We start from the raw sequence: 23,942 nt of genomic DNA, 5'->3' as shown, positions 1-23,942 counted from the left end.
GACGACCCTTAATGTTCTTGAGCCGGTTTCTACCTGGCGCGTTGCTATTGGAAAGCTTGCCATGCCGAACAAAGCACTCCGTATCTTGATTGCCGACCCACACCATGCTCATCGAATCGTGCTGGAGCGCCTGTTCAATCAACAGGGCTATTTCCGGATTGTCCCCGTGAGCCATGTGCAAGAGTTGCTGACGCTGGTGGAGTACGGCAGCGAGCCCTTCGACCTGATTGTCGTCAATGCCGGGCTGGCAAGCGGGGCGTTGGACTTGCACGATTTTGTTATCTATAGCCCACAGGTTCGTCACGGGATGATTTACAACGCGCAACCGGCCAGCCTGTCGCCGGTGCCTGTCGCGCGCCGATCGAGCATGCACCTGAGCCAGGCGCCACTGCCTGACCTTGCCTCCCTGCGGCGCCTGATGGAGCGGGTCGACCCTCAAGCCAGTGAGTCGTTGCAACCGTGGACGCGTGCCCTCAGGCAGGGCCGTGGACGCTGAGAAAGACCGCTGGTCTGCACTGTCGGATCTGACAGGTGGCAGGACCTGGCGCTTGTGCAAGAGTCCGGTGCAGTCATGGCGCCGGTGCCGTTTGTAATGACCTGGGGAATTGTCTTGAAAGACGTGTTGATCGTGGATGACCACCCTGTCATACGAGGGGCGCTGCGGCTTATTTGCCAGAATGAGGCGTTCACCCACATCCGGGACGCCGGCGGCACGGCTGATGCCAGGGCCCTCATCAAGGAGTGCGCGCCGGACCTGGTGATCCTCGACCTGGTGATGAACGGTTTCGATGGCCTGGACCTGCTGGTCTGGATCATGGCCCAGTTCCCTGAATGCAGCGTGCTGGTGTTCACTTCCCAGGATGCGCAGCACTTCTGCAACCGCTGCATCTCGGCCGGGGCCCGAGGTTTTGTGACCAAGAAAAGCGACCTCAAGGAACTGACCAAGGCCATCCAGGCCTTGAAATCCGGTTATGCCTATTTTCCACAAATGTCCGTCAGGCTGGATTTTCAGCAACGCAGCGAACAGCAGGCCCTGGAAAGCCTCTCCGCCCGCGAGTTGTCCATCCTGCGCATGCTGGCCATGGGCATGCGCGGCAAGGACATCGCCGAAAGCCTGTTCCTGAGCCCAAAAACCGTCAGCACCTACAAGACTCGGCTGTTGGAAAAGCTCGGCCTGAAATCCTTGGTGGGGCTGTCGGAGTTTGCCAAGCGCAATCACCTTTGAATGAGTTACACCAAATAATGTGGGAGCGAGCCTGCTCGCTCCACAGTTTTTTGATCGCTGTTCTCTAAATAGAACGCTAAGGCCGGTTTTTGCAGTCTAGTGCTGCAAAGGTGTCGGTTCTAAGCTGTGTCCATTGAATCGCAGCGCCTGATTTTTGGAGACACAGCATGAAAAACATCATCGGCCTCTACACCAGTCCGCGGCCCCATTGGGTCGGCGATGGCTTCCAGGTTCGCACGCTGTTTTCCTATGACAACCTGGGCAAGCACGTCAGCCCGTTCCTGCTGCTGGACCACGCCGCCCCGACTGAATTCACGCCCACCACCGAGCGTCGTGGCGTCGGCCAGCACCCGCATCGCGGTTTCGAAACCGTGACCATCGTCTACCAGGGCGAACTGGAGCACCGTGATTCCACCGGCAGCGGCGGCAAGATCGGTCCCGGCGACGTGCAATGGATGACCGCCGCGTCCGGCATCATCCACGAAGAGTTCCACTCCGAAGCCTTCGCCCGGCAGGGCGGGTTCATGGAGATGGTCCAGTTGTGGGTCAACCTGCCTGCCAAGGACAAGATGGCCCCGGCCGGCTACCAGACGATCCTCAAGGGCGACATTCCGAACATCGCCCTGAAAGACAACGCCGGCAGTCTGCGCCTGATCGCCGGGCGCTTCGAAGGGCATCAAGGCCCCGCCAGGACCTTCACGCCTATCGATGTCTGGGACATCCGCTTGAATGCCGGGAAAAACCTCATTCTCGACCTGCACGAAGGCCACAACACCGCCTTGGTGGTCTTGCGAGGCTCGGTCCAGGCCAATGGTCGCGAACGGGTCGAGGCCGGGCAGATGGCCCTGTTCGACCGGGCTGGCGACCAATTGAGCCTGCAAGCCAATAACGACGCGGTGGTGCTGCTACTCAGTGGCGAGCCGATCGACGAACCCATCGTCGGCCATGGTCCGTTCGTGATGAACAGCGAGCAGGAAATCCACCAGGCCTTCAACGATTTCCACTCCGGGCGTTTTGGCCGGATGGAGGATTGAGGCGAAACAACAGCCACCCAGAACCCAGTGTGGGAGCGAGCTTGTGTGGGAGCGAGCTTGCTCGCGATAGCAGTCTGATAGTCGATGAGTCATTGGCTGATACACCGCAATCGCGAGCGAGCTCGCTCCCACAGGAGTTTTGTGAGGAGCTCTACAGCGTGGTCATTCTGTGCCAATCTTCGCCAATCGCCTTCCTGGAGCTGTCCCGATGCTGTCTCTGATCTCCGAGCACCCGCTGCTCTGTTCCCTGGCGCTGCTGGTGCTCGACCTGTTGATGTGGCGCCTGGTCAGTGCGGATCGGATCTATTGGAAAGTCGGCGCACGGCTGGTGATTTTTTCGCTGTTCAGCGTGCTGCTGTTCAACGAAGGCCTCAACCCCATGGTCCCGGCGCAGTGGGTCGAGGATGTGCCGCGGCACTTGGCCGCGACCGGCCTGCAGATCGCCTGGTGGCTGTTTGCCGCGCGAACCCTGACGGTGCTGATCGGCGCGGCGATGATGCAACGGGTCGGCCATACCGGGCGGTTGTTGCAGGACTTGCTCGGCGCGGTGATTTTCCTGATCGCCGTCATCGCCGCAATGGCCTACGTGCTGGATTTGCCGGTCAAAGGCGTGCTGGCGACGTCCGGTGCGATGGCGATCATCGTCGGCCTGGCCTTGCAGAGCACCCTCAGCGATGTGTTCTCCGGAATCGTGCTCAACACCACCAAGCCTTATCAGCTCGATGACTGGATTTCCATCGACGGCACCGAAGGCCGGGTCACTGACATCGACTGGCGAGCCACGCGCTTGCAGACCGCCCAGGGCAGCATGGCGGTGATTCCCAACTCGTTGGCGGCAAAGGCCAAGGTCATCAACTTCAGTCGACCCAGCGACGTCCATGGTTTGTCCATCAGTATCCAGGTCAGCCCTCACGCGCGGCCACAAACCGTGATCGACGCGTTGGAGCGGGCGATGATCGGCTGTCGTTCCTTGCTCGCCGTCCCGGCCCCCTGCGTGACGCTCAAAAGCAGCGGCAGTGGCGGGGCGGAGTACGAGATCAGCGGGTTCGTTGCCTCCATGGCCCAGAAGCGCACGGTGCGCAACCAACTGTTCGACCTGGCGTTCCGGCATTTGCAGGCGTCGGGCGTGAGCCTGTTGTCCACCAGTGAAAGCGCGGTGCCCCAGGAGGTGTCGCGACCCAGGGCCTTGCTGGAAAGCTCGAACATTTTCTCTACCTTGCGCCAGGACGAGAAAGATACCTTCAGCCAGAACATGACCCTGCAGACCTTCCGTGCGGGTGATGTGATCCTGGCGGCCGGGGAGGTCAGCGATCATCTGTTCATCATCGAGTCCGGGGTGGTCAGCGTGACCCTCATGCGCAACGGCCAGCCACTCGAGGGCGGGCGCATGGGGCCGGGGGAGGTGATCGGCGAAGCCGGGATCGTCGCCGAGCAGGCGGCGCTGGCGAATTTTTCCGCCAAGACTTTCTGCACCCTGTACCGCATCGAGAACAGCTACCTCAAGCCTTGCCTCGAAGCCCGTCGCGACATCAACGACGCGATGAAAAACCTGCTGGACGTACGCATGCACCTCGCCCAGAACCTGACCCGCGAAGCCCCCAAGCCGGTCGCCAAGAAACGCTTCCTGCAGTGGTTGCGCAATCGGGCTTGAACCGTATCTGAACGACAAGCACCGCTCCCTCGCTGTGTGGGAGCAGAGCTTGCTCGCGAAACCGGCGCCTCGATCTCTGAAGGACTGCATCGCACCCATCGCGGGCAAGCCTTGCTCCCACAATCCCCTCGCCACGATAGATTCGTGTTCTTCTCAAAGGATCAGCATCGGTCTCCCATTGGCCACCCGAACTTCCCAACAATTGGCTATTTGTACCGCGCCACTGCACGGCTAACGTAGCGCCACACCCAATTGTTCTGGAGTTCACCATGCAACCGCGCATCGATTTCTACACCGCGTCCCCTGACGCTTTCAAAGCCATGCTGGCCCTGGAAACCGCCGTCTCGAAGCTGGGCCTGGAGAAGTCCCTGCTGGAGCTGGTCAAGCTGCGCTCCTCGCAAATCAATGGCTGCGCCTTCTGCATCGACATGCACACCGCCGATGCCCGCAAGGACGGCGAGACCGAGCGTCGGCTGTACGCCGTGACTGCCTGGCGTGAAGCGCCGTTCTTCACCGGCCGTGAGCGCGCCGCTCTGGCCTGGACCGAAGCCCTGACCCGCCTGAGCGACACCCATGCCCCGGACGCGGACTATGCCCTGTTGAGCGAGCATTTCAGCCCCAAGGAAATGGTCGACCTGACCGTGGCGATCAACGCCATCAATGGCTGGAACCGCTTGGCAGTGGGCTTTCGCAAGATGCCTGAGGCGTAATCAGAAGAAAAATACCTGTGGGGGTGAACCTGTGGGGGCAAACCTGTGGGAGCAAAGCTTGCTCGCGATGAAGACACCTCGGTCTCAAAAGGACCGCGTCATCTTCATCGCGGGCAAGCCTTGCTCCCACAGGTCCGTGGAGGCCTCAGACCTTCAACACTTTGCCACTGGCCGCCACCGCCACCAGCGATATCGCAATCAACCCGAAGGCAATGCTCAGGCTGCTGCCATGGGCGACGAAGCCGATCAGCGCCGGGCCGGCAAGGATGCCGGCATAGCCGATGGTGGTGATGGCCGGAACAGCGATGGCCTCTGGCATCAAGGTCTGTTTGCCGACGGCGGTGTAGAGCACCGGCACGATGTTCGAACACCCGGCGCCCACCAACGCATAACCCAGCAGCGCGGCTTGCCACATCGGTGCGAGGGTCGCCAACAGGAATCCGGCTGCCGCGATCGATCCGCCATAGATGATCACGCGTTTGGCCCCCAGGCGATGCACCACTGAATCGCCGGTCAGCCGGCCGACGGTCATGGTCAGCGCGAAGGCGGCATAACCGAGTCCGGCATAAGCGGTATCCACCGCGCGTTCGGTGGTCAGGAACACGGCGCTCCAGTCCAGCACCGCGCCTTCGGCCAGGAACACGATGAAGCACAGGATGCCGATAAACAGCACCACGCCGTGGGGAATGGCGAACGCCGGTCCCGAGCTTTCGCTGCCGTAGGGCAGCAGGTGCGGCGCAGCCTTGAACAACGCCACCAGCAGCACCCCATTGACCACCAGCGTCGCCCCCAGCGGCGAAAGCCCCAGGCCAAGCAGGGCACTCACACCCGCCGCGCCAATGATCCCGCCGAGGCTGAACATGCCGTGGAAACCCGACATCATGGTCTTGCCACTGGCCCGCTCGACAATCACCGCTTGCAGGTTCACGGTCGAGTCCACGGTGCCGAGCCCGGCGCCAAACAGGAACAATGCGGCCACCAGCCAGGGCAGGGAGGTCATCGTCGCCAGCAACGGCAACGCCAGGCAGATCAGAATCGTGCCGCCGCTAAGCACCCGCCGGCAGCCGAACCGCGCCGCCAGCGCGCCGGAAATCGGCATCGCCAGGATCGACCCGACCCCCAGGCATAACAGCAGCAACCCGAGGGTGCCTTCATCCAGGTTCGCCCGCACCTTGGCGTAAGGCACCAGCGGCGCCCAGGCGGCGATGCCGATGCCGGCGATGAGATAGGCGATGCGGGTGGACATCTGTTCCAGGCGTCCGGGAATAAAGGTGGGCGGGGGCGTAATGGCAGTCATGAAACGTCCTTGGCTTTCGGGCGGTGTGGTGCGGTGCGGCGGGTAGGGGCCTATGCTTGCATATCCACTGACCGCACTGCGACCCCAAGGTGCCGGCCAACGTGCAGGCTTTGCTCTCACAGCCTTTGCCAGCATAAAGTACCGGCCCCTGCTGGCTGATACCGGGTTTGGTCCATGACGAAGTTTTACGACGCGCGCGGCAATATCTATGGAGTCGTTTCACCGCAGCAGGTCCGTGACCACGGCATTGGTCTGCCCCAGTCAGCCGTCCAGGCTGCCCAGGCGCGTGAGTCCTGGTCAACGGCTGCCGTGCACGCGTTCTGCGCCTGGGCACCGGATGAGGCGCCGCCGGACGCCAAGGCCCATCGCAGTGACGGCCTGTTGATCGGTCCGTTCCAGAGCGAACCGCCTTTTGATCTGTTGATCGTCAACACCGACGGCACCCTGGCCGAGCGCAGCGGCAATGGCCTGACGATTTTCTCCCAGGCGTTGCAAGCGCAAGGTTTGATGCCAGGCGCGGGTGAGTGTGTGCTGCAGGTTCATCACGATAAACCCGACGGTTTGTCACCGTTGCAAACCTCGGTTCGTGCCGCTGAGTTCGACGGCGTTCAAGGCTTCTGGCTGGACCTGGGCAAACCGCTGTTCGGGGCCCAGGCTGTTGGCGCCCAGGAGGTCGAAAGCGTGATGTTCAACCAGTGCGATGTCAGCCGTGTGGCGGCGCTTCACCAGTTGAACCCAGCGTGGGGCCACAGCCAGTTCGTGAGTATCGGCAATCCTCATTGCGTGACGCTGGTGGCGGGTGTCGAGGCGTTGCCGGGCAATTCGCAGATGCGTGCTGCGGCGCTGTCGCAAAGCCTGACTCGGATTGCTTATGCGGCGCCCGGTGGGGCCGGCGTCCCGTGCCCGAGAGGGGTGAATCTGCAATGGGCCTGGCACGAAGCCGAAGGGCGAATCGCGGCCCGGGTGTTCGAGCGAGGTGAGGGACCCACGGCTTCCTCGGGCACCAGCGCCAGTGCCGTGGCCAGTGCGGCGTGGCGGGTGGGCTGGGTGCAGGCGGGGGCGGTGAGTGTGGTGATGCCGGGGGGCACTGCGCCGATTTTGCTGGAAGAAGAGGCGGGTGAGTTGGTGCGGGTCAGGCTGTTTGGGACGGCGCGGCTTGTGTCGTAGCGTTTTCTGGATGTTTTGCGGTGTGGCCGATGCCGTCTTCGCGAGCAAGCCCGCTCCCACAGTGGATCGGTGTTGGACACAACATTCATGTCCACTGAGGATCCCCTTGTGGGAGCGGGCTTGCTCGCGAAGGCGGCAGTACATCCAACCTGGATGCAACTGACCCACCGCTATTCAGTTCAACTGCTGCGCAAACTCCACCACCGGCATCTGCCGCTTCATCAGCACTTGGCCGTTGCGTATCGAGTAGAGCGGCAAGCCCTGGCTGCGGATCACTTCGTAGTCACTGTCCGCCGACAGGATCAGCAGGTTCGCCGGGCGCCCGGGTTCCAGGCCGTAGCGCTCGCCCAGGGCCATGGCCTTGGCGCTGTTGTCGGTGACCAGGTCCAGGGCGCTTTGCAGGTTGCGGTAGCCGAGCATGTGGCAGATGTGCAGCCCGGCTTCCAGCACCCGCAGGATGTTGCCGTTGCCCAGCGGGTACCACGGGTCGACGATGGAGTCCTGGCCGAAGCACACGTTCATCCCGGCTTCGAGCAGTTCATTGACCCGGGTGACACCGCGGCGTTTGGGGAAGTTATCGAAGCGCCCTTGCAGGTGAATGCTTTCGGTCGGGCAAGAGACAAAGCTGATACCCGAGTGCCCGAGCAGGCGGAACAGTTTGGCGCAGTAGGCGTTGTCGTAGGAGCCCATGGCCGTGGTGTGGCTGGCGGTGACGCGCGCGCCCATGTCGCGGCTGCGGGCCTCTTCGGCGAGCACTTCGAGGAAACGTGAGTGCGGGTCGTCGGTTTCGTCGCAATGCACATCCACCAGGCAGCCGGTGCGCTCGGCCAGGTCCATGAGGAATTTCACCGAGCTGACGCCCTGGTCGCGGGTGTACTCGAAGTGGGGGATGCCGCCCACCACGTCGGCGCCCATGCGGATGGCTTCTTCCATCAGCTCGCGGCCGTTGCGATAGGACTCGATGCCTTCCTGGGGAAACGCGACGATTTGCATGTCGATCAGGTGACGGCTTTCCTCGCGCACCTCCAGCAGCGCCTTGAGCGCCGTAAGCTCGGGGTCGGTCACGTCGACGTGGGTGCGCACATGCTGGATGCCATGGGCGGCGAGGGCCTGGATGGTTTTCTTGGCGCGGGTCTTGGTGTCTTCCTCGGTGATGGTGGCCTTGCGTTCGCCCCAGCACTCGATGCCTTCGAACAGCGTGCCGCTCATGTTCCAGCGCGGTTCGCCGGCAGTTAGGGTCGCGTCCAGGTGAATGTGCGGTTCAACGAAGGGCGGGACCACCAGGTTGCCGCCGGCATCGAGGTCTTCCGGGCCGAGGCTGGGTGCCTCGGTCTGGCGGGCGATGTTGGCGATCAGGCCGTTTTCCAGGTGCAGTTCATGCAAGCCTTCACGGTTACGCAGACGGGCGTTGATGATGTGCATCAGGCGAATCCTTTAGAGGTCTTGTAGGGGCGCATCAGCGGTGCGAGTACCCATTACGCTGATCAATAGCACATACGTTAGCGCGCCGGCAGCGATTCCTACCAGTGGCGCGACCCATGGCGAATTGAACGCCGCGACGGTGCCAACCCCATAGGCCAACAGCCCGGGCCAGTTGAACGCCGGCAGTTGCGCCTCGGCCAGGCGCGGATAACGACCACGCCAGCGGAAGAAGAAATCGGCCATGATTACCCCGCCGATGGGTGGGATCACCGTGCCCAGCAGGATCAGGTATGGCACCAGCAGATCGTACATGCCCAGCAGCGCCAGCAGCGTGCCGATCACCGCACCGCCCAGGGTTACGGTTTTGCGCCGGCGGGTGCGCAGCAGGTTGCAACCGGCCACGGCGAAATTGTAGATGGTGTTGTCCTGGGTGCTCCAGATGTTGAGCAGCAACATGGCCATCGCTGCCATGGCGAAGCCCTGCAACAGTAGCACCTCGACCACGTCCGGCTGTTGATAGACGATGGCCCCGTAGGCGCCGATCAGCACCATCAGGCCGTTACCCAGGAAGAAGCCGATCAGGCTCGCCAGCACCGCGACCTTCGCCGAACGGGAGAACCGCGTCCAGTTGGTCGCCTGGGTCGCGCCGCTGACGAAGGTGCCGAACACCAGCGTGATGGCGGTGGACCAGTCGAGGCTGCCCGTCGGCACTATCGCCAGCAAGCCGTCGAGGCCGCCGACCTTCACCGTCGCGACCCACATCGACAGCATCAGCAGCAACATCATGGCCGGCACGGCGATGTAGGAGAGGATTTCCAGCCCGCGATAGCCGATGTAGGCCGTGGCACAGAAGCCCAGGCCGAACAGCACCATCAACCCGAGCACGGTGCCCTCGCTCAATTCGAAATACTTGCCCAGCACCACCGCGGCGGTCGCCGTGCCCCAGGCGTACCAGCCAATCTGCGTGAGCCCCAGAATCAAGTCACTGAGCTTGCTGCCCACCTCGCCGAAACAGAAGCGGCCCATGAGCACCGAATTGAGCCCGCTCTTGAAGGCGATGTAGCCCAGGCCTGCGGCGTAGAGGCCCAGCAGCAGATTGCCGATGACGATGATCGTGAGCATTTCGGCAAAACCGAACGCCACCCCCAGCTTGCCGCCGGCAAACATGGTGGCGGTGAAAAAGGTGAAACCCAGCAGCACCATGGCCGTGGAGGCCAGGCCCTTGCGAGCGTGCATCGGGACTTCGCTCAAGGGATAGTCATTGCCCGGATCGTTCTGAGTCATGTGGCGGTCCTTGCGGATGAGGGATGTCGCAAGCGTGCAGCGGCCGTGCCAAGCGAGTGATCGCGAGGTTATTTATAGACAATCTTTGGGATTGGGTGGGCGAAGGGATCGAAAGCGGTGCGGCGGTGATTCAAGTTGGAACACAGCTCTCATTGCCGATGATCCAGCCTCCCACAGGGGGAATGCGGTGTGCTTCAGGTTGAGGGGGGCAACGCCAGGAATCGCAACACCGCCGCGACGATAGCCTCCGGCGCGTCTTCCTGGACCAGGTGCCCGGCGTTCGGAACAGGGTGGAACTGTGCACCTGGAATCAGCTTGTGCAGGGCCCGCCCGCGCTCGATGGGGATCCATTGGTCATCCTCGCCCCACAGTATCTGGGTCGGACAGCGTACGGTCGGGTACAGACCCTCGGCTTCGCGGGTATAACGCTCGTCCATCTGCGCAATCTGCCGGTAGAACGCCGCCTGGCCCGGCTCGCCAAGCCACGGCTGCACGTAGGGCGCCAGCTCTGCGTCCGGGATGTCCCGTTTGATCGCGCCGCGGATATAGGTTGGCACGATCGCCCGCTGGATATAGTCGGGCAGGCCGCTGAACGCCGCTTCATGCTGGCGTACATGCTGGACAAAGGGTGAACCCCAGGGCGACAGGGCCACCGGGTCGATCAGGGTCAGGCTGCGGTAGTCCTTGCCATTGAGCAGGTGCGTGCGCAGGGCTGTGGCGCCGCCAAAGTCATGGGCCACCACGTCCGGGCAATCCAGGCGCCAATGCTCCAGCAGTTGGGCGAGCAGCTGGTTCTGCACGCCGAGGGACACATCGGCATCGGGCTGCGCGGACTGGCCATACCCCAGCAGGTCGAAGTAATGCACCGTGTGAGTGGCGAAGAACAGCGGGGCGATGCGGTGCCACACGTAGGAAGAGAAGGGCGTGCCGTGGACAAACACCAGCGGCGGGCCATCGCCGTGGATGGCGTAGCGGATGGGGTGTCCGGTGAAGTCGTAAACCTGATCCAGCGGCCAGTGGGTCATGCTCGATACTCCCTGAAATGGCTCAGGGGACCAAGCATAGGCCAATGCTGACAGGGTAGGGTAACCCCAATGGTGGCGCTAGATTTTGTGGGAGCAAGGCTTGCCCGCGATGCAGGCGCCTCGGTTCCAGAGAGACTGTGTCATCTTCATCGCGAGCAAGCTTTGCTCCCACAGGCGGACTCCCACAGGTTTATTCGCCGTGGTAGATGCAACCGCTGGTGCAGGTCTCATGGATGCGGATGGCGCTGAGTTCCGGCAGCAATGGCTTCAGTTCATTCCAGATCCACTTGGCCAGGACCTCGCTGGTGGGGTTTTCCAGGCCAGGAATGTCGTTGAGGTAGTTGTGGTCCAGGCGCTCGTAGAGCGGCTTGAAGATCGCCTTGATTTCCGAGAAGTCGCGAATCCAGCCCGTGTGCGGGTCGATGTCGCCGCTCAGGTGGATCGCCACCTTGAACGAGTGGCCGTGAAGGCGGCCGCACTTGTGGCCGTCCGGCACGTGGGGCAGGCGGTGGGCGGATTCGAAGGTAAACTCTTTGAAAATTTCCACAGGTTCGGGCTCTTTAGATATCGGTCGCGAGGCAGGCGGCGGAGTTTATCAGTTTGATAACGGCGTTGCGCGACCGTGCTGACTAAAGGGTCAGCAAACGCTCGCCCAACCCGCCGTTGGCTGTCAGCTCCAGGAACTCATCACCGAGCCGGCGGCTCTCGTCCATCGCCGTGCGCCAGTACTGGCGGCGGCTCGGGTCATCGCCCATGAAGCGCTTGAAGTCGTTGCGGTCTGGCAGTTTGCCGTAGGGCAGGCGCGCCAGGTATTCACGGGACGGCGCCAGCAACAGCACGTCTTGCAGGCGGTCGACGTTGCCCCGGCGCCACGGCAGGCCCTTGTCGAACCAGCCGGGAATGACCCGATCAGTGAAGTGTGGGTACAGCACGATGTCCTCGCCGCTGTACGGCAGGTCGAGGTGGTAGTCCAGCAAACCGCCGTCGCGGTAGGTGCCGGCACCGGCACCCGGCAGGTCGCGCACGCCTTCCATGACCATCGGGATCGAGCCTGAGGCCAGCAGGGCCTGGCGCAGGTTGCCGGCGGCCAACGGAACGAAGCGCGACGGAAAGTCATTCAACGGATGCAGGGGCGGGGCCAGGCGCGGGTCATGGATGATCAGCCGTTCGAAATGCCGCGACAGCCGTGCCCGGCCTCGCAGGTTGTCGGCGATCACCGACGACAAGCCCAGGCCCAGTCGGCCGCGATGATCCTGGGCCAGCAGGCCGTGGCTCTTGACCACCATGATGTTGAGCCGGTATTGCGGGTTATCGAGGATTGAAGCGTCGCGGCCGTCGAGCAAATCATCGAGCATGCGTTGCGAGCTCTGGCTGACCCCGGCCATGGTCACGCCTTTGGCGAAGCTTTGTTCGTTGTACAAGGTGCCCAGACGCCGGATTCCCTCGGCGGCGTCCGGCAGGCAGGCGCTGGCGAAGCGCCAGGCACCCACCGAGGCCCCGATCAGCGAGCGCTCCCGGGGCGCGGCGGGCAGCCATTCGCCGAACAGCGCCAGGTCCAGCCCCTGGATGCCCAGGGCCTTCGGACCACCGGCAGCGCCCGGCAGGATGCCGACGTCGGCGGCGTTCAAGCCGGCCTGGCGAATCCGCCCGAATGCACGCGGGCCGGCCTTGAGGGTGAGCGCGGGAAACTTGATGTGGATGGCGGTCATACCGGTCTCGAATACGGGTAAGCGGCTGATTATAACGATACAAAACCCTGTGGGAGCGAGCTCGCTCGCGATGGCGGTGGAACTGTCACTTCAATGTCTACTGACTGCTATCGCGAGCAAGCTCGCTCCCACATTGATGTGGGTTCCATGATGGCGATTCAGTTTCAGTTAAGTTCATCCCGATACAGTCCCCCCGCTGAAGATTATAAAAAGGAGACAACCCATGAACCGCCTGACTGCCTTTTTCATCGCGACCCTCATGGCCCTCGGCACGAGCCTGGCTCACGCACGAGACCTTGATGACGACGAAGCCCGCAAACTGCAAGACGCTGGTACCATTCTGTCCTTCGAAAAACTCAATGCCGCTGCCCTGGCCGAACACCCTGGCGCCACCTTGACCGATACCGAGCTGGACGAAGAGTACGGCAAGTACATTTACCAGGTGGATCTGCGCGACACGAAGGGCATTGAGTGGGATCTGGAATTGGACGCCACCAACGGCAAGGTGCTCAAGAATCATCAGGATACGTAATGAAGCTTAATCTGCGCGCCCATAGTCGATGGGCGCTGGCGCTGCTGGCGTTCTGTTCGCTGGCCGTGGCCCGGGACCTGGATCAGGACGAGGCCCTGCAACTGCGCCAGCAGGGTGTGATCTTGCCGCTGGAGCAACTGCTGCAACAGGCGCTGGACCTGCATCCCGGGGCCAAACTGCTGGAAGCCGAGTTGGAGGAAAAACACGGCGTCTATATTTATGAGGTCGAGCTGCTGGACACCGAGGGCGTCGTGCGCGAATTGGACCTGGAGGCCGCGACCGGCCGCTTACTCAAAGATAAGGAAGACTGATGCGCCTGCTTCTGGTGGAAGATCACGTGCCCCTGGCGGACGAACTGATGGCCGGGCTTGCACGTCAGGGCTACGCCGTCGACTGGCTCGCCGATGGTCGCGACGCGGTGTATCAGGGCAGCAGCGAACCCTACGACCTGATCATCCTCGATCTCGGCCTGCCGGGCGTGCCGGGGCTCGACGTGCTGGCCCAATGGCGTGCCGGCGGCCTGGCCACGCCGGTGCTGATCCTCACCGCACGCGGGTCCTGGGCCGAGCGCATCGAAGGGCTCAAGGCCGGGGCCGACGATTACCTGACCAAACCTTTTCATCCTGAAGAGCTGCAGTTGCGGATCCAGGCGTTGCTGCGCCGCTCCCACGGCCAGGTCAACCAGCCGACGCTGAAATCGGCCGGGTTGCACCTGGATGAGAGCCGCCAGTGCGTGGTCCGCGACGGCACCGACATCCAGCTCACGGCGGCCGAGTTCCGCCTGTTGCGCTATTTCATGCTGCATCCCGAGCAGATCCTTTCCAAAAGCCATCTCGCCGAACACCTGTATGACGGTGAGACCGAGCGCGATTCCAACGTGCTGGAAGTCCACGTCAATCACCTGCGGCGCAAGCTGGGACGCAGCGTGATCGAAACCCGTCGCGGCCAGGGTTACCTGTTCGGCGGGCAGGCGCAGTGAGATCCATCCAGCGGCGCCTGAGCCTGGGGCTGATCGGTGTGATGGTGGTGGTCGGCCTGGTCCTGGCACAGACCAGTCTGTGGCTGTTCGAGCTGGGCTTGCAGCGTTACCTGGAAGCCGGGCTGCGCAACGACAGCGAAAACCTGCTGGTGGCCCTGGTGCGCGGCCCGCAGGGTTTGCAGTTGGATGAGCGACGCCTGTCGCCGGCCTATCTGCGGCCGTTTTCCGGGCACTATTTCCGCATCGATTTTGCCGATGTGCACTGGCGCTCCCGTTCCCTGTGGGACCAGGAATTGCCCCGGCTCGACCACCCGGGCCTGCACAGCAACCTGCAACTGGGGCCTGAGGGCCAGAAGCTCTTGGTGCTGCGCACCGACTATCGACGGCTGGGCCAGGCGATTTCCATCAGCGTGGCCCAGGACTACACACCGGTGCGTGACAGCTTCCGTCGAATGCAGCAGATCGGCCTCGGGCTGGGGTTGGCGGGGTTGCTGTTGATTCTGTTGCTGCAACGCATCACCGTGCGCCGCGCCTTGCGTCCGCTGGACCGGGCGCGGGAGCAGATTGCCCAGTTGCAGCGCGGGCAGCGTTCGCAACTCGACGAACAGGTGCCACGTGAGCTGGAACCGCTGGTGGCGCAAATCAATCATCTGCTGGCCCACACCGAGGACAGCCTCAAGCGTTCGCGCAACGCCCTGGGCAACCTCGGCCATGCCTTGAAGACCCCGCTGGCGGTGCTGCAAAGCCTGGCGTCGAACGAGAAGCTCGATCCGTATCCCGAGTTGCGCAAACTGTTGCTCGAGCAACTGGAGCAGGTCCGCCAGCGCCTGAACCGGGAACTCAACCGCGCCCGCCTGTCCGGCGATGCCTTGCCCGGCGCGCACCTGGACTGCGACGCCGAGCTGCCGGGGTTGCTGGCCACACTGAACATGATCCACGGCGAACACCTGCACCTGAGCTACGTCGCCCCGCCAGGCCTGCACCTGCCGTGGGATCGTGAAGACCTGCTGGAACTGTTGGGCAACCTGCTGGACAACGCCTGCAAATGGGCCGATGCCGAAGTGCGCCTGACCATGACCGAGACAGCCGACGGGTTCAGCCTGGCCGTGGAAGACGACGGCCCGGGCATCCCCAAGGATCGCCGCGACCAGGTGTTCAGCCGCGGCACGCGGCTGGATGAACAGACCGATGGACACGGCCTGGGCCTGGGCATCGTGCGGGACATCGTCGACACCTGGGGCGGCCTGCTGGCGTTGGACGACAGCGAGTGGGGTGGGTTGAAGGTGGTGATCGAGTTGCCCAAGCGCTGACAGCTATTCATGGCACCGCCTGTATGTGGGGCGAACCTGTGGGAGCAAGCTTGCTCGCGATAGCATTTTTAAAGCCAGCACAGGTGTTGTAGGTGACAACGTCATCGCGAGCAAGCTTTGCTCCCACAAATCCCCCTCATACAGGGGGGCGAGACTTGAAAACCCGCCCCACGGCCCTTGCAGCTTGCCGCCGCTTGCTGCAAAGTCGCGACCTTTTTGTCCGGTGGCTTTCCATCGCTGTGCTTTGAGGTAATGATGATAAATGCAGTAATTGCCGCGGTTGGCGTCATGCTGGTGCTCAGCCTGGCCCGCGTGCATGTGGTGATCGCGCTGATTATCGGTGCGTTGGTGGGTGGCCTGACGGGTGGCCTGGGAATCGAGGCAACGCTCAAGGCGTTCAACGCCGGCCTGGGTGGCGGTGCGACAGTGGCGTTGTCCTACGCCTTGCTCGGTGCCTTCGCCGTGGCGATTGCCAAGTCCGGCATGGCCCATGCCCTGGCGGACAAAGCCCTGGCCCTGGTGGATCGCCAGGATGCCGCGGGTGGCACGGGCGTCAAATGGGTGTTGATCGGTCTGCTGGGAACGGTCGCGATCGCCTCCCAGAACATTTTGCCAATCCACATCGCCTTCATCCCGCTGCTGGTGCCACCGCTGCTCTATGTGCTGACCAAGTTGCAGTTGGACCGCCGGTTGATCGCCTGCGTCATGACCTTCGGCCTGATCACGCCCTACATGTTCCTGCCGGTGGGCTTCGGCAATATCTTCCTCAACGAAATCCTCCTGGCCAACATCGCCCGCAGCGGTGTGGACGTCAGCGGCATCAACGTCACCCATGCCATGGGCATTCCGGCGTTGGGCATGGTGTTTGGCTTGCTGCTGTCGTTGTTCTCCTACCGCAAGAAGCGCGTCTACGACCTGAAGAAGATTGCCCGGGTCGAGCAAGTGGCTGTGCGCTACAACCCGCTGAGCCTGATGGTGGCCGGGCTGGCGGTGGCGGCGGCGTTCGCGGTGCAGTTGCTGGTGGACTCGATGATCATCGGTGCCCTGGTCGGGTTCCTGATTTTCTCGCTGTCGGGGGTGGTGCGCTGGCGCGAGACTGACGACCTGTTCACCGAAGGCATGAAGATGATGGCGATGATCGGCTTCATCATGATCGCGGCCTCAGGCTTCGCCGAAGTGATGAAGGCCACCGGTGAAGTCCAGAGCCTGGTGGAGTCTTCGGCGGCCTGGATTGGCCACAACAAGGGCATTGGCGCGCTGATGATGTTGCTGGTGGGGCTGCTGGTAACCATGGGCATCGGCTCGTCGTTTTCCACGGTGCCGATCCTGGCGACGATTTTCGTGCCACTGTGCCTGCAACTGGGCTTCAGCCCGCTGGCGATCGTCTGCATCGTCGGCACCGCCGGCGCCCTGGGCGACGCCGGCTCGCCAGCCTCGGACTCGACCCTGGGCCCGACCTCGGGCCTGAACATCGACGGCCAGCACCATCACATCTGGGACACCGTGGTCCCGACCTTCATCCACTACAACCTGCCGCTGCTGGTGTTTGGTTGGGTGGCGGCGATGGTCTTGTAACCTCAATACCGAGTTACCTCAATCGCGAGCAAGCTCGCTCCCACAGTGGATCGGTGTGAACACAAGAGTTGTGGACACCACCAATCCCTGTGGGAGCGAGCTTGCTCGCGAAGGGGCCCTCAAGATCGACCCTTCTCTTAGACCCTGTTCACCTTGTCCTACAGTTTTGCCGCGCGGTGCCGTTAATACAGCTAACCACGCCAATAACACCAACAAGAGTGAACAGCATGCGCCTGAGCCTGAAGGCTAAAGTCCTGTCCCTTGCGATACTGCCGGTATTGCTGTCCGCCGTGATCATCAGCCTGACCACGGCTTTCATCTTGAAGGAGCAAGCTAGCAAAGAGGTCCAGCAAACCCGCGAGCGCCTGCTCAGCGAGGCCAAGGCCACGCTGCAGAACTACGTAGCGGTGGGCCTGACCGCCATCAAGCCGCTCTACGATGCCGCCGCGCCTGGCGATAATGAAGCGCGCGCCCAGGCGATCAAGCTGCTGTCGAACATCAGCTACGGCAAGGATGGCTATTTCTTCGGCTACGACTCCGAGACCATTCGTCTGTTCAAGGCCAACAGCCCCGATGGCGTGGGCAAGAGTTTCAAGGACAACCGCGACCCGAACGGTGTCTACGTCAACCGCGACCTGGTGAAAGTCGCCAAGGACGGGACTCACTACCTCGAATACAGCTCGCCGTTGCCCGGCAGCAAAGACCTGGTGCCCAAACTTGGCTACACCGAATACCTGTCCAAGTGGGACCTGGCAGTCGGTAGCTCGGTCAACCTGGACGGCATCGAAGCCCAGGTCGCGCTGGTGGAAACCAAGGTCCACGATCGCCTGCAAGGCGTGATATTGAGCATCGTCGGGATCGCCGCGGTGGTGTTGCTGGTGATTGCGGTGGTGGGCCTGGTGCTCGCCAACACGATCCTGCGGCCGCTGCACCTGATGAAGGACAACCTCGACGACATCGCCGCGGGCGAGGGCGACCTGACCCGTCGGCTGACCATCACCAGCCAGGACGAGCTCGGCCAACTGGCCGGTTCGTTCAACCGCTTCGTCGACAAGATCCACGGCCTGGTGCGGCAGATCACCGACATGACCTCGCAACTGACCGGCCTGGTGACGCAAGTCTCCGAGCAGGCCCAGCGCTCCGAGCAGGCCATGGAACGCCAGCGCCACGAAACCGATCAGGTCGCCACGGCGATCAACGAGATGTCCTCGGCTGCCCAGGAAGTCGCCCGCAGCGCCCAGGGCGCCGCCGTCGCGGCCCAGCAGACCGACGAGGAAGGACAATCGGCCAAGCGCGTGGTGGCCGGCAGCATCCAGCAGATTCATGCGTTGGTGAACGATATCCGCAGCAGTGGCGTGTCCCTGGACAGCCTGCAGCAGGACGTGGCTTCGATTGTCAGCGTGCTTGGGGTGATTCGTTCGATTGCCGAGCAGACCAACCTGCTGGCTCTCAACGCCGCCATCGAGGCCGCGCGTGCCGGCGAGGCGGGGCGTGGGTTTGCGGTGGTGGCCGATGAAGTGCGGGCCCTGGCCAGCCGGACCCAGCAGAGCACCCAGGAAATCCAGGGCATGATCGATCGCTTGCAATCAGGCACTCATGCGGCGGTGGAAGCGATGCGCCGTTCCAGTGAGGCTGGCGAGGGCACTTCGGAACGGGCCAACGAGGCGGGTGCCTCCCTGGACACCATGGCGCAGTTGATCGGCACCATCAACTCGATGAACGCCCAGATCGCCAGCGCTGCCGAAGAACAGACCGCGGTGGCCGAGGAAATCAACCGCAGCGTGCATCAGATCGCCGTGGCCGTGGACAGCGTCGCCGACGAAACCCAACTCGGCGCCCAGACCTCCCGCAGCCTGGCCGACCTGGGCCAGCGCCTGGGCAAGCTGGTAGGACAGTTCCGGATCTGATCCCATCGCGGCAGGAGCTGCCGAAGGCTGCGATCTTTTGCTCTCGATCCAGATGTTTTCACCTGGGCAACCGGGTCTTATCGAGAAAGAAGGATCGCAGCCTTCGGCAGTTTCTGCCGTGCTTCACAGGTGCAAACCGCTACAAAACCCTGTGGGAGCGAGCTTGCTCGCGATAGCGTTGGATCAGCCAACATTCATTTGGCAGACGCACCGCCATCGCGAGCAAGCTCACTCCCACAGGGGCTATGGCTCACGCACATCGCGCATCAACAACCCAAACCGCAGATCCACCGCATCCGGAATCGGCACGTACACCACGTGCCCATCCCCCGGTGCCACCTCGATGCCCTGGCCTTTTACGTTCTGCAACTGATGCAGGTCGAAGTGGAAATTACCCTTGGGGGTCATCAGTTCCATGTGATCGCCCAGGCCAAAGCGGTTCTTCACCCGTACTTCGGCCAGGCGTTCGCGCCGTTCGCCGGTCAGTTCGCCGACGAACTGCTGGCGCTCCGACACCGAACTGCCGTTCTGGTAGTTCTGGTATTCGTCGTGCACATGGCGCCTTAGAAAACCTTCGGTGTAGCCGCGCTGGGCCAGGGACTCCAGGTCGGTCATCAGGTTGCGATCAAATTCCCGGCCGGCCACCGCGTCATCGATGGCCTGGCGATACACCTGGGTGGTGCGCGCGCAATAGAAGTGCGACTTGGTCCGCCCTTCGATCTTCAGCGAATGCACGCCCATGCGCGCCAGGCGCTCGACGTGCTGCACGGCTCGCAGGTCCTTGGCATTCATGATGTAGGTGCCGTGCTCGTCCTCGAAGGCCGGCATGGATTCTCCCGGGCGGTTGGCTTCCTGAAGCAAAAACACCTGGTCGGTGGGCGCGCCAAGGCCCAGGGTCGGCTCGGGTTGATAGGTCTGCACGATGTCGCCCACAGCGTTTTCCACCGCCGGTTGCGCCGAATATTTCCAGCGACAGGCATTGGTGCAACTGCCCTGGTTGGCGTCGCGCTTGTTCAAATAGCCGGACAGCAGGCAGCGTCCGGAATAGGCCATGCACAGCGCGCCGTGGACGAACACTTCCAGCTCCATGGCCGGCACCTGCTCGCGGATCTCGGCGATTTCCTCCAGGGACAGTTCCCTGGAAAGGATGATCCGACTCAAGCCCTGCTGCTGCCAGAACTCGACGCTCGCCCAGTTCACCGTGTTGGCCTGCACCGACAGGTGAATCGGCATCTGCGGGAAATGCCGGCGCACCAGCATGATCAGCCCCGGGTCGGACATGATCAGCGCGTCCGGCGCCATGGCGATCACCGGTTCGAGGTCTTTGAGGAAGGTGCGCAACTTGGCGTTGTGCGGGGCAATGTTCACCACCACGTAGAAGCGCTTGCCCATGGCCTGGGCCTCGGCAATACCCAAGGCCAGGTTCGCATGGTCGAATTCGTTGTTGCGCACCCGCAGACTGTAGCGCGGCTGACCGGCATACACCGCATCGGCACCGTAGGCGAAGGCATAGCGCATGTTTTTCAGGGTGCCGGCGGGAGCCAGTAGTTCGGGGGCGGCGAGGGTCATGATGGCGTCGGATCGCAAAAGGCGGCGAGGGTAGCCCATGCTCGGCCAGGCCATATTGATCTGGATCAAAGGCACAGGGCAAACGCGAAGGCACTCCGGCGCGTCCTGGCGGACTAATGTTTATCCCGCCTTTGGACATGGAAAGCTGATGAATCGAAAGATGCTGCAAAACAAAGCCCAGATGTTGCTCCTGGTGCTGGTCACCATCGCCTTCATCTGGATTCTGCTGCCGTTTTACGGCGCGGTGTTCTGGGCGGTGATCCTGGGCATCGTCTTTGCGCCGATGCAGCGCCGCCTGCAGTTGAAGTTCGGCTGGCACCGCAATGTCACTTCGTTGTTCACGTTGAGTATCTGTGTGGTCTGCGCGATCTTGCCGGTGATCATCATCAGTACGTTGTTGGTCCAGGAAGGCGCGGCGCTGTACAAGAGCCTGGAAAGTGGAGAACTGGACATTGCCGATTACCTGGCCCGCTTCAAGGATGCCTTGCCGCCGTACTTTCAGCACCTGCTGGACCGCTTCGGCCTGGGCAACCTGAACGGCTTGCGCGACAAGATCGTCAAGAGCGCGATGCAGGGCAGCGAGTTCTTCGCCACCCAGGCCTTCAGCTTCGGGCAGGGGACCTTTCAGTTCCTGGTCAGCTTCTTCGTGATGATCTACCTGCTGTTCTTCTTTCTGCGCGACGGCGCGGAGCTGGTGCGCAAGGTGCGCACGGCCGTTCCCTTGGCGGAACACCAAAAGCGCCGCCTGCAGTTGAAATTCAACCGGGTGGTGCGCGCCACGGTGAAAGGCAACCTGCTGGTCGCCATCAGCCAAGGCGCGCTGGGGGGGCTGATCTTCTGGATCCTGGGGATTCCGACGGTGTTGCCCTGGGCGGTGCTGATGGCGTTCCTGTCGTTGTTGCCAGCGGTGGGGGCGGGCCTCGTCTGGGCGCCGGTGGCGGTGTATTTCCTGCTCTCGGGGGCGATCTGGCAGGGCGTGGTACTGACGCTGTTCGGGGTGTTCGTGATCGGCCTGGTGGACAATTTCCTGCGCCCGATCCTGGTGGGCAAGGACACCAAGATGCCCGACTACATGGTGCTGGTCTCGACGCTGGGCGGGCTGGCGGTGTTCGGGCTCAATGGCTTCGTGATCGGGCCGCTGATCGCCGCGCTGTTCATGTCGAGTTGGGCCCTGTTCGTCGAAACCACGCCGCGGGTGCAATTGCCTTAGGCTTTGTATGAAAAGTCGCGCAGGCACTTTTCGTATAAAGCCTAGGCGCTCAGCAGGTACGGGCCGATACGTTGCGACAGGGCCTGGGCGGCGGGCAGTGAAGTCAGCGGGCCGCTGATGGTCACGCCGTCTTGCACCAGATACCAGCAGGCCAGCAACCCGAGCTCCCGGAGTGGGGCGGGGACAGCGCTGCCAATGACAGACATGATTTGAACCTTGGGCATGGGAAACCTCCATCAATCGATGGGGTTACCTTACGACTCAGTGGGGGTAACGAAAAATCAACCGGCTCAATAGTAGGAATCGATGCCGCTCAATCGACGACCAGATCGAGCATGTGCACCACTTCCTGCTCGTTGAGCAGGCCCTTGCGCACCAGGTTTTCCGCCAGCAGGGAAAGGAACTTGGCGCTGCGGTGGCCTTCCAGTTGCTTGAGTTCGGTCAGCACGTTGTACACCTTGCTGGAGGTGCACAGGCCGACGATACGATGAGGGTTTTGTGTGGGCATACCTTCGTCCTTGTTTTTATGAAGCTGTTGTTGGCGGACAGAGCCAGTTTGCGGCCCGGTCATGACGCTCATGTGACAGCTTGGGTTGTTGGAAAAAAAGAAAGCAGGATCCGGACCATAATGCCTTTTTGGCGCCGGATTATTGTTCCGGCAGCGACCTCGGGCAGGCATATATGGCCATCGAATTGCTTTTTTACCCATAAAAAGGGATGCGTTTTGAGTATCGAACGCCATGTGTTGTTCTATTTTTTGCTCAGCGCATTGGCCAGCCGCCGCATGGCCGCTTCGATTTCATGGGCGGTCAAGGACGAGTACCCCAATAGCCAACCTTGTTTCTTTTCTTCGCCGGCGTACAGCCGGCTGAGGCCGGGCAGCTGTACACCCGCACTGGCCGCTTGGCGGAGGGTCTTTTCCTCCGACCAGCCATCGGCCAGCAGGCAGGGAATCTGCAGCCCGCCTTGTGGGCGCAAGGCGGTAACGATTCCGTCCAGGTGCTTGCCAATGGCATCGAGCAGGGTGGTACGGCGTCCGGCGTAGAGTTTGCGCATGGCCCGGACATGGGCGTTGTAGTGACCGTCTTCCATGAAGCGTGCCAGGGTCAACTGAAGGATCTGTGGTGTGTGGCCGTCCATGATGCTGCGCGCGTAGGTGAAGGCTTTGACCAGTTCGAAAGGCAGCACCATGTAACCCATTCGCAACCCCGGATAGAGGGTTTTGCTGAAGGTGCCGAGGTAGATCGTGCGCTGGTATTTGTCCAGGCCTTGCACGCATGCGGTCGGCAGCCCGTCGTAGTGGAACTCGCTGTCGTAGTCGTCCTCGATGATCCACCTGCCGTGCTCGGTCGCCCAGTTGATCAGCTCGAGTCGGCGTTCCAGCGGCAAGGTTGCCCCGGTGGGGTATTGATGCGAAGGCGTCACATAGACGCAACTGGCGCCGCTGCGGTCTGCCCGCAGCAGGTCTGTGCGTATGCCCAGTGCATCGACGTCAATGGGCACGACCTTGGTCTCTGCCGTTTCAAAGGCCTTCCTGGCGCCGTAGTAGCCCGGGTTTTCCAGCAGGATTGGTTTGCCGGCATCCACGAGCAACTGCGCGCACAGAAACAGCGATTGGCGAGTGCTGCTCAACACCAGGATCTGCTCGGGGGAACATTTGGCCCCGCGTTCGAGGTTCAAGTAGGTGGCGATCGCCTTGCGCAGAGGCTCGGCGCCTTGCGGGTCGCCGTGCAGCAGGATGTTACCCCGGTAGTCCTTCATGACCTGGCGTTGCAGGCGTTCCCATAGATCGGTGGGGAAGGTGCGGGTTTCCGGCAGCCCTGTGGCAAAGGCCTTGATGACCTGTTGATCGGCCACGCCACCACTGTCGAAAATCATCCGGCCACGCCGGCTCAAGCCCGATCCTGGCGTCGCCTCGCTGCACTGGGTGTCTTGCAATTTCCTATGCCGGCGCGCAGCCCCGCGCAACTCGGTGCCAACCGTCTCGGATACATAGCTGCCCGAGCCCTCGCGCCGCACGATGAAGCCATCCCGGTGCAACTGCACATAGGCGTTCTCCACCGTGTCACGGGCAACGCCCAGCGTCTTGGCCAGGACCCTGGTTGCCGGCAGTTTCAGGCCTGCGTCAAGGGCGCCATCGAGGATCAGTGCACGCAGGGCGCGCTGAATCCGCTGATGCAGATCCAGCATCTGAAATTCGGCATCGTTGAGTCGCATCTTCAGCGTTTCGAGCTCGAAGGTTTTTGCCATGCGGTCTGCTCTATATGAATAAATTGGCCTGCTTTGGCAGGCCATTTTATCCGTAGACTCTGTCCATCGCTATTGCCCGCGAAGGA

23 protein-coding genes are annotated in these 23,942 nt (G+C 62.3%); 13 read left to right on the top strand and 10 right to left on the bottom strand.

All coding sequences use genetic code 11. From position 1 onward, the window contains the following. The first annotated feature begins 61 nt into the window (after positions 1 to 61). From KI235_RS20815 to KI235_RS20795, 5 genes are all read left to right on the top strand, one after another. Positions 62 to 496: a response regulator gene (locus KI235_RS20815; protein ID WP_028236688.1), complete on the top strand. Its 435-nt coding sequence runs from the start codon at positions 62 to 64 to the stop codon at positions 494 to 496. Positions 497 to 571: 75 nt separating this feature from the next. After that, the gene (locus KI235_RS20810) at positions 572 to 1,225 is read left to right on the top strand and encodes a response regulator transcription factor (protein WP_212795880.1); all 654 of its coding nucleotides are present in this window, start codon (positions 572 to 574) and stop codon (positions 1,223 to 1,225) included. Between the two features lie 167 nt (positions 1,226 to 1,392). Next, on the top strand, positions 1,393 to 2,259 hold the full coding sequence (locus tag KI235_RS20805; protein ID WP_003203934.1) for a pirin family protein: 867 nt from the start codon (positions 1,393 to 1,395) through the stop codon (positions 2,257 to 2,259). 208 nt (positions 2,260 to 2,467) lie between these two features. Then, the gene (locus KI235_RS20800; protein WP_003203932.1) at positions 2,468 to 3,910 is read left to right on the top strand and encodes a mechanosensitive ion channel family protein; all 1,443 of its coding nucleotides are present in this window, start codon (positions 2,468 to 2,470) and stop codon (positions 3,908 to 3,910) included. Positions 3,911 to 4,179: 269 nt separating this feature from the next. After that, on the top strand, positions 4,180 to 4,620 hold the full coding sequence (locus KI235_RS20795; protein ID WP_003203930.1) for a carboxymuconolactone decarboxylase family protein: 441 nt from the start codon (positions 4,180 to 4,182) through the stop codon (positions 4,618 to 4,620). 145 nt (positions 4,621 to 4,765) lie between these two features. Here the strand turns inward: KI235_RS20795 and KI235_RS20790 are convergent, their stop codons facing one another. After that, positions 4,766 to 5,917, bottom strand: a complete 1,152-nt coding sequence (locus KI235_RS20790; protein WP_003203927.1) for an MFS transporter — start codon at positions 5,915 to 5,917, stop codon at positions 4,766 to 4,768. Positions 5,918 to 6,091: 174 nt separating this feature from the next. Here KI235_RS20790 and KI235_RS20785 point away from each other — a divergent pair, with 174 nt between their 5' ends. Further along, complete coding sequence (locus KI235_RS20785; RefSeq protein ID WP_013693925.1) at positions 6,092 to 7,084, top strand: diaminopimelate epimerase; 993 nt, start codon at positions 6,092 to 6,094, stop codon at positions 7,082 to 7,084. A 174-nt stretch (positions 7,085 to 7,258) separates the two neighbouring features. On the opposite strand, the gene codA is transcribed toward KI235_RS20785, so the two are convergent. From codA to KI235_RS20760, 5 genes are all read right to left on the bottom strand, one after another. After that, the gene (gene codA / locus KI235_RS20780) at positions 7,259 to 8,506 is read right to left on the bottom strand and encodes a cytosine deaminase (RefSeq protein WP_027912968.1); all 1,248 of its coding nucleotides are present in this window, start codon (positions 8,504 to 8,506) and stop codon (positions 7,259 to 7,261) included. A 12-nt stretch (positions 8,507 to 8,518) separates the two neighbouring features. Continuing rightward, positions 8,519 to 9,790 (bottom strand): cytosine permease, encoded by a 1,272-nt coding sequence (gene codB, locus KI235_RS20775; protein ID WP_027912969.1) that lies wholly within the window; start codon positions 9,788 to 9,790, stop codon positions 8,519 to 8,521. 194 nt (positions 9,791 to 9,984) lie between these two features. Beyond that, positions 9,985 to 10,815: an alpha/beta hydrolase gene (locus KI235_RS20770; protein ID WP_114731425.1), complete on the bottom strand. Its 831-nt coding sequence runs from the start codon at positions 10,813 to 10,815 to the stop codon at positions 9,985 to 9,987. 190 nt (positions 10,816 to 11,005) lie between these two features. Next, a complete protein-coding gene (gene queD, locus KI235_RS20765) occupies positions 11,006 to 11,362 on the bottom strand; it encodes a 6-carboxytetrahydropterin synthase QueD (RefSeq protein ID WP_003203918.1) in 357 nt (118 codons plus the stop codon). 82 nt (positions 11,363 to 11,444) lie between these two features. Further along, positions 11,445 to 12,524 (bottom strand): hypothetical protein, encoded by a 1,080-nt coding sequence (locus KI235_RS20760; RefSeq protein WP_003203916.1) that lies wholly within the window; start codon positions 12,522 to 12,524, stop codon positions 11,445 to 11,447. Between the two features lie 223 nt (positions 12,525 to 12,747). Between KI235_RS20760 and KI235_RS20755 the strand changes: the two genes are divergently transcribed. The 6 genes from KI235_RS20755 (at position 12,748) to KI235_RS20730 (ending at position 18,827) form a co-directional block, all read left to right on the top strand. After that, positions 12,748 to 13,056: a PepSY domain-containing protein gene (locus KI235_RS20755; protein WP_003203913.1), complete on the top strand. Its 309-nt coding sequence runs from the start codon at positions 12,748 to 12,750 to the stop codon at positions 13,054 to 13,056. Continuing rightward, entirely contained in the window at positions 13,056 to 13,367 is a 312-nt protein-coding gene (locus KI235_RS20750; RefSeq protein ID WP_003203911.1) for a PepSY domain-containing protein, read from the top strand. Before KI235_RS20755 ends, KI235_RS20750 begins: the two co-directional genes overlap by 1 nt. Then, entirely contained in the window at positions 13,367 to 14,035 is a 669-nt protein-coding gene (locus KI235_RS20745; RefSeq protein ID WP_003203909.1) for a response regulator transcription factor, read from the top strand. Before KI235_RS20750 ends, KI235_RS20745 begins: the two co-directional genes overlap by 1 nt. Beyond that, on the top strand, positions 14,032 to 15,345 hold the full coding sequence (locus KI235_RS20740) for a sensor histidine kinase (protein ID WP_003203907.1): 1,314 nt from the start codon (positions 14,032 to 14,034) through the stop codon (positions 15,343 to 15,345). The genes KI235_RS20745 and KI235_RS20740 overlap by 4 nt, the downstream gene beginning before the upstream one ends. A 258-nt stretch (positions 15,346 to 15,603) precedes the next feature. Continuing rightward, positions 15,604 to 16,920 carry a Na+/H+ antiporter NhaC family protein gene (locus KI235_RS20735; protein WP_161796651.1) on the top strand — a complete coding sequence of 439 codons (1,317 nt, stop codon included), beginning with the start codon at positions 15,604 to 15,606 and terminating at the stop codon, positions 16,918 to 16,920. Between the two features lie 227 nt (positions 16,921 to 17,147). Continuing rightward, positions 17,148 to 18,827: a methyl-accepting chemotaxis protein gene (locus KI235_RS20730; protein WP_003203904.1), complete on the top strand. Its 1,680-nt coding sequence runs from the start codon at positions 17,148 to 17,150 to the stop codon at positions 18,825 to 18,827. Between the two features lie 243 nt (positions 18,828 to 19,070). On the opposite strand, the gene yegQ is transcribed toward KI235_RS20730, so the two are convergent. Next, a complete protein-coding gene (yegQ, locus tag KI235_RS20725; protein WP_003203902.1) occupies positions 19,071 to 20,396 on the bottom strand; it encodes a tRNA 5-hydroxyuridine modification protein YegQ in 1,326 nt (441 codons plus the stop codon). 148 nt (positions 20,397 to 20,544) lie between these two features. On the opposite strand from yegQ, the gene KI235_RS20720 reads away from it, so the two are divergent. Beyond that, positions 20,545 to 21,606: an AI-2E family transporter gene (locus tag KI235_RS20720; RefSeq protein WP_003203899.1), complete on the top strand. Its 1,062-nt coding sequence runs from the start codon at positions 20,545 to 20,547 to the stop codon at positions 21,604 to 21,606. A 41-nt stretch (positions 21,607 to 21,647) separates the two neighbouring features. Here the strand turns inward: KI235_RS20720 and KI235_RS20715 are convergent, their stop codons facing one another. The 3 genes from KI235_RS20715 to KI235_RS20705 form a co-directional block, all read right to left on the bottom strand. Continuing rightward, entirely contained in the window at positions 21,648 to 21,830 is a 183-nt protein-coding gene (locus KI235_RS20715; protein WP_003203898.1) for a hypothetical protein, read from the bottom strand. Positions 21,831 to 21,919: 89 nt separating this feature from the next. Beyond that, positions 21,920 to 22,114 (bottom strand): hypothetical protein, encoded by a 195-nt coding sequence (locus tag KI235_RS20710; protein ID WP_003203896.1) that lies wholly within the window; start codon positions 22,112 to 22,114, stop codon positions 21,920 to 21,922. A gap of 242 nt (positions 22,115 to 22,356) precedes the next feature. Continuing rightward, positions 22,357 to 23,856: a PLP-dependent aminotransferase family protein gene (locus tag KI235_RS20705; RefSeq protein WP_028236692.1), complete on the bottom strand. Its 1,500-nt coding sequence runs from the start codon at positions 23,854 to 23,856 to the stop codon at positions 22,357 to 22,359. Positions 23,857 to 23,942: the final 86 nt, after the last annotated feature.

It is taken from the genome of Pseudomonas sp. St386 (genome assembly GCF_018325865.1).
Lineage (GTDB): Bacteria > Pseudomonadota > Gammaproteobacteria > Pseudomonadales > Pseudomonadaceae > Aquipseudomonas > Aquipseudomonas brassicacearum.
This window is presented reverse-complemented; position numbering and strand designations above follow the sequence as displayed.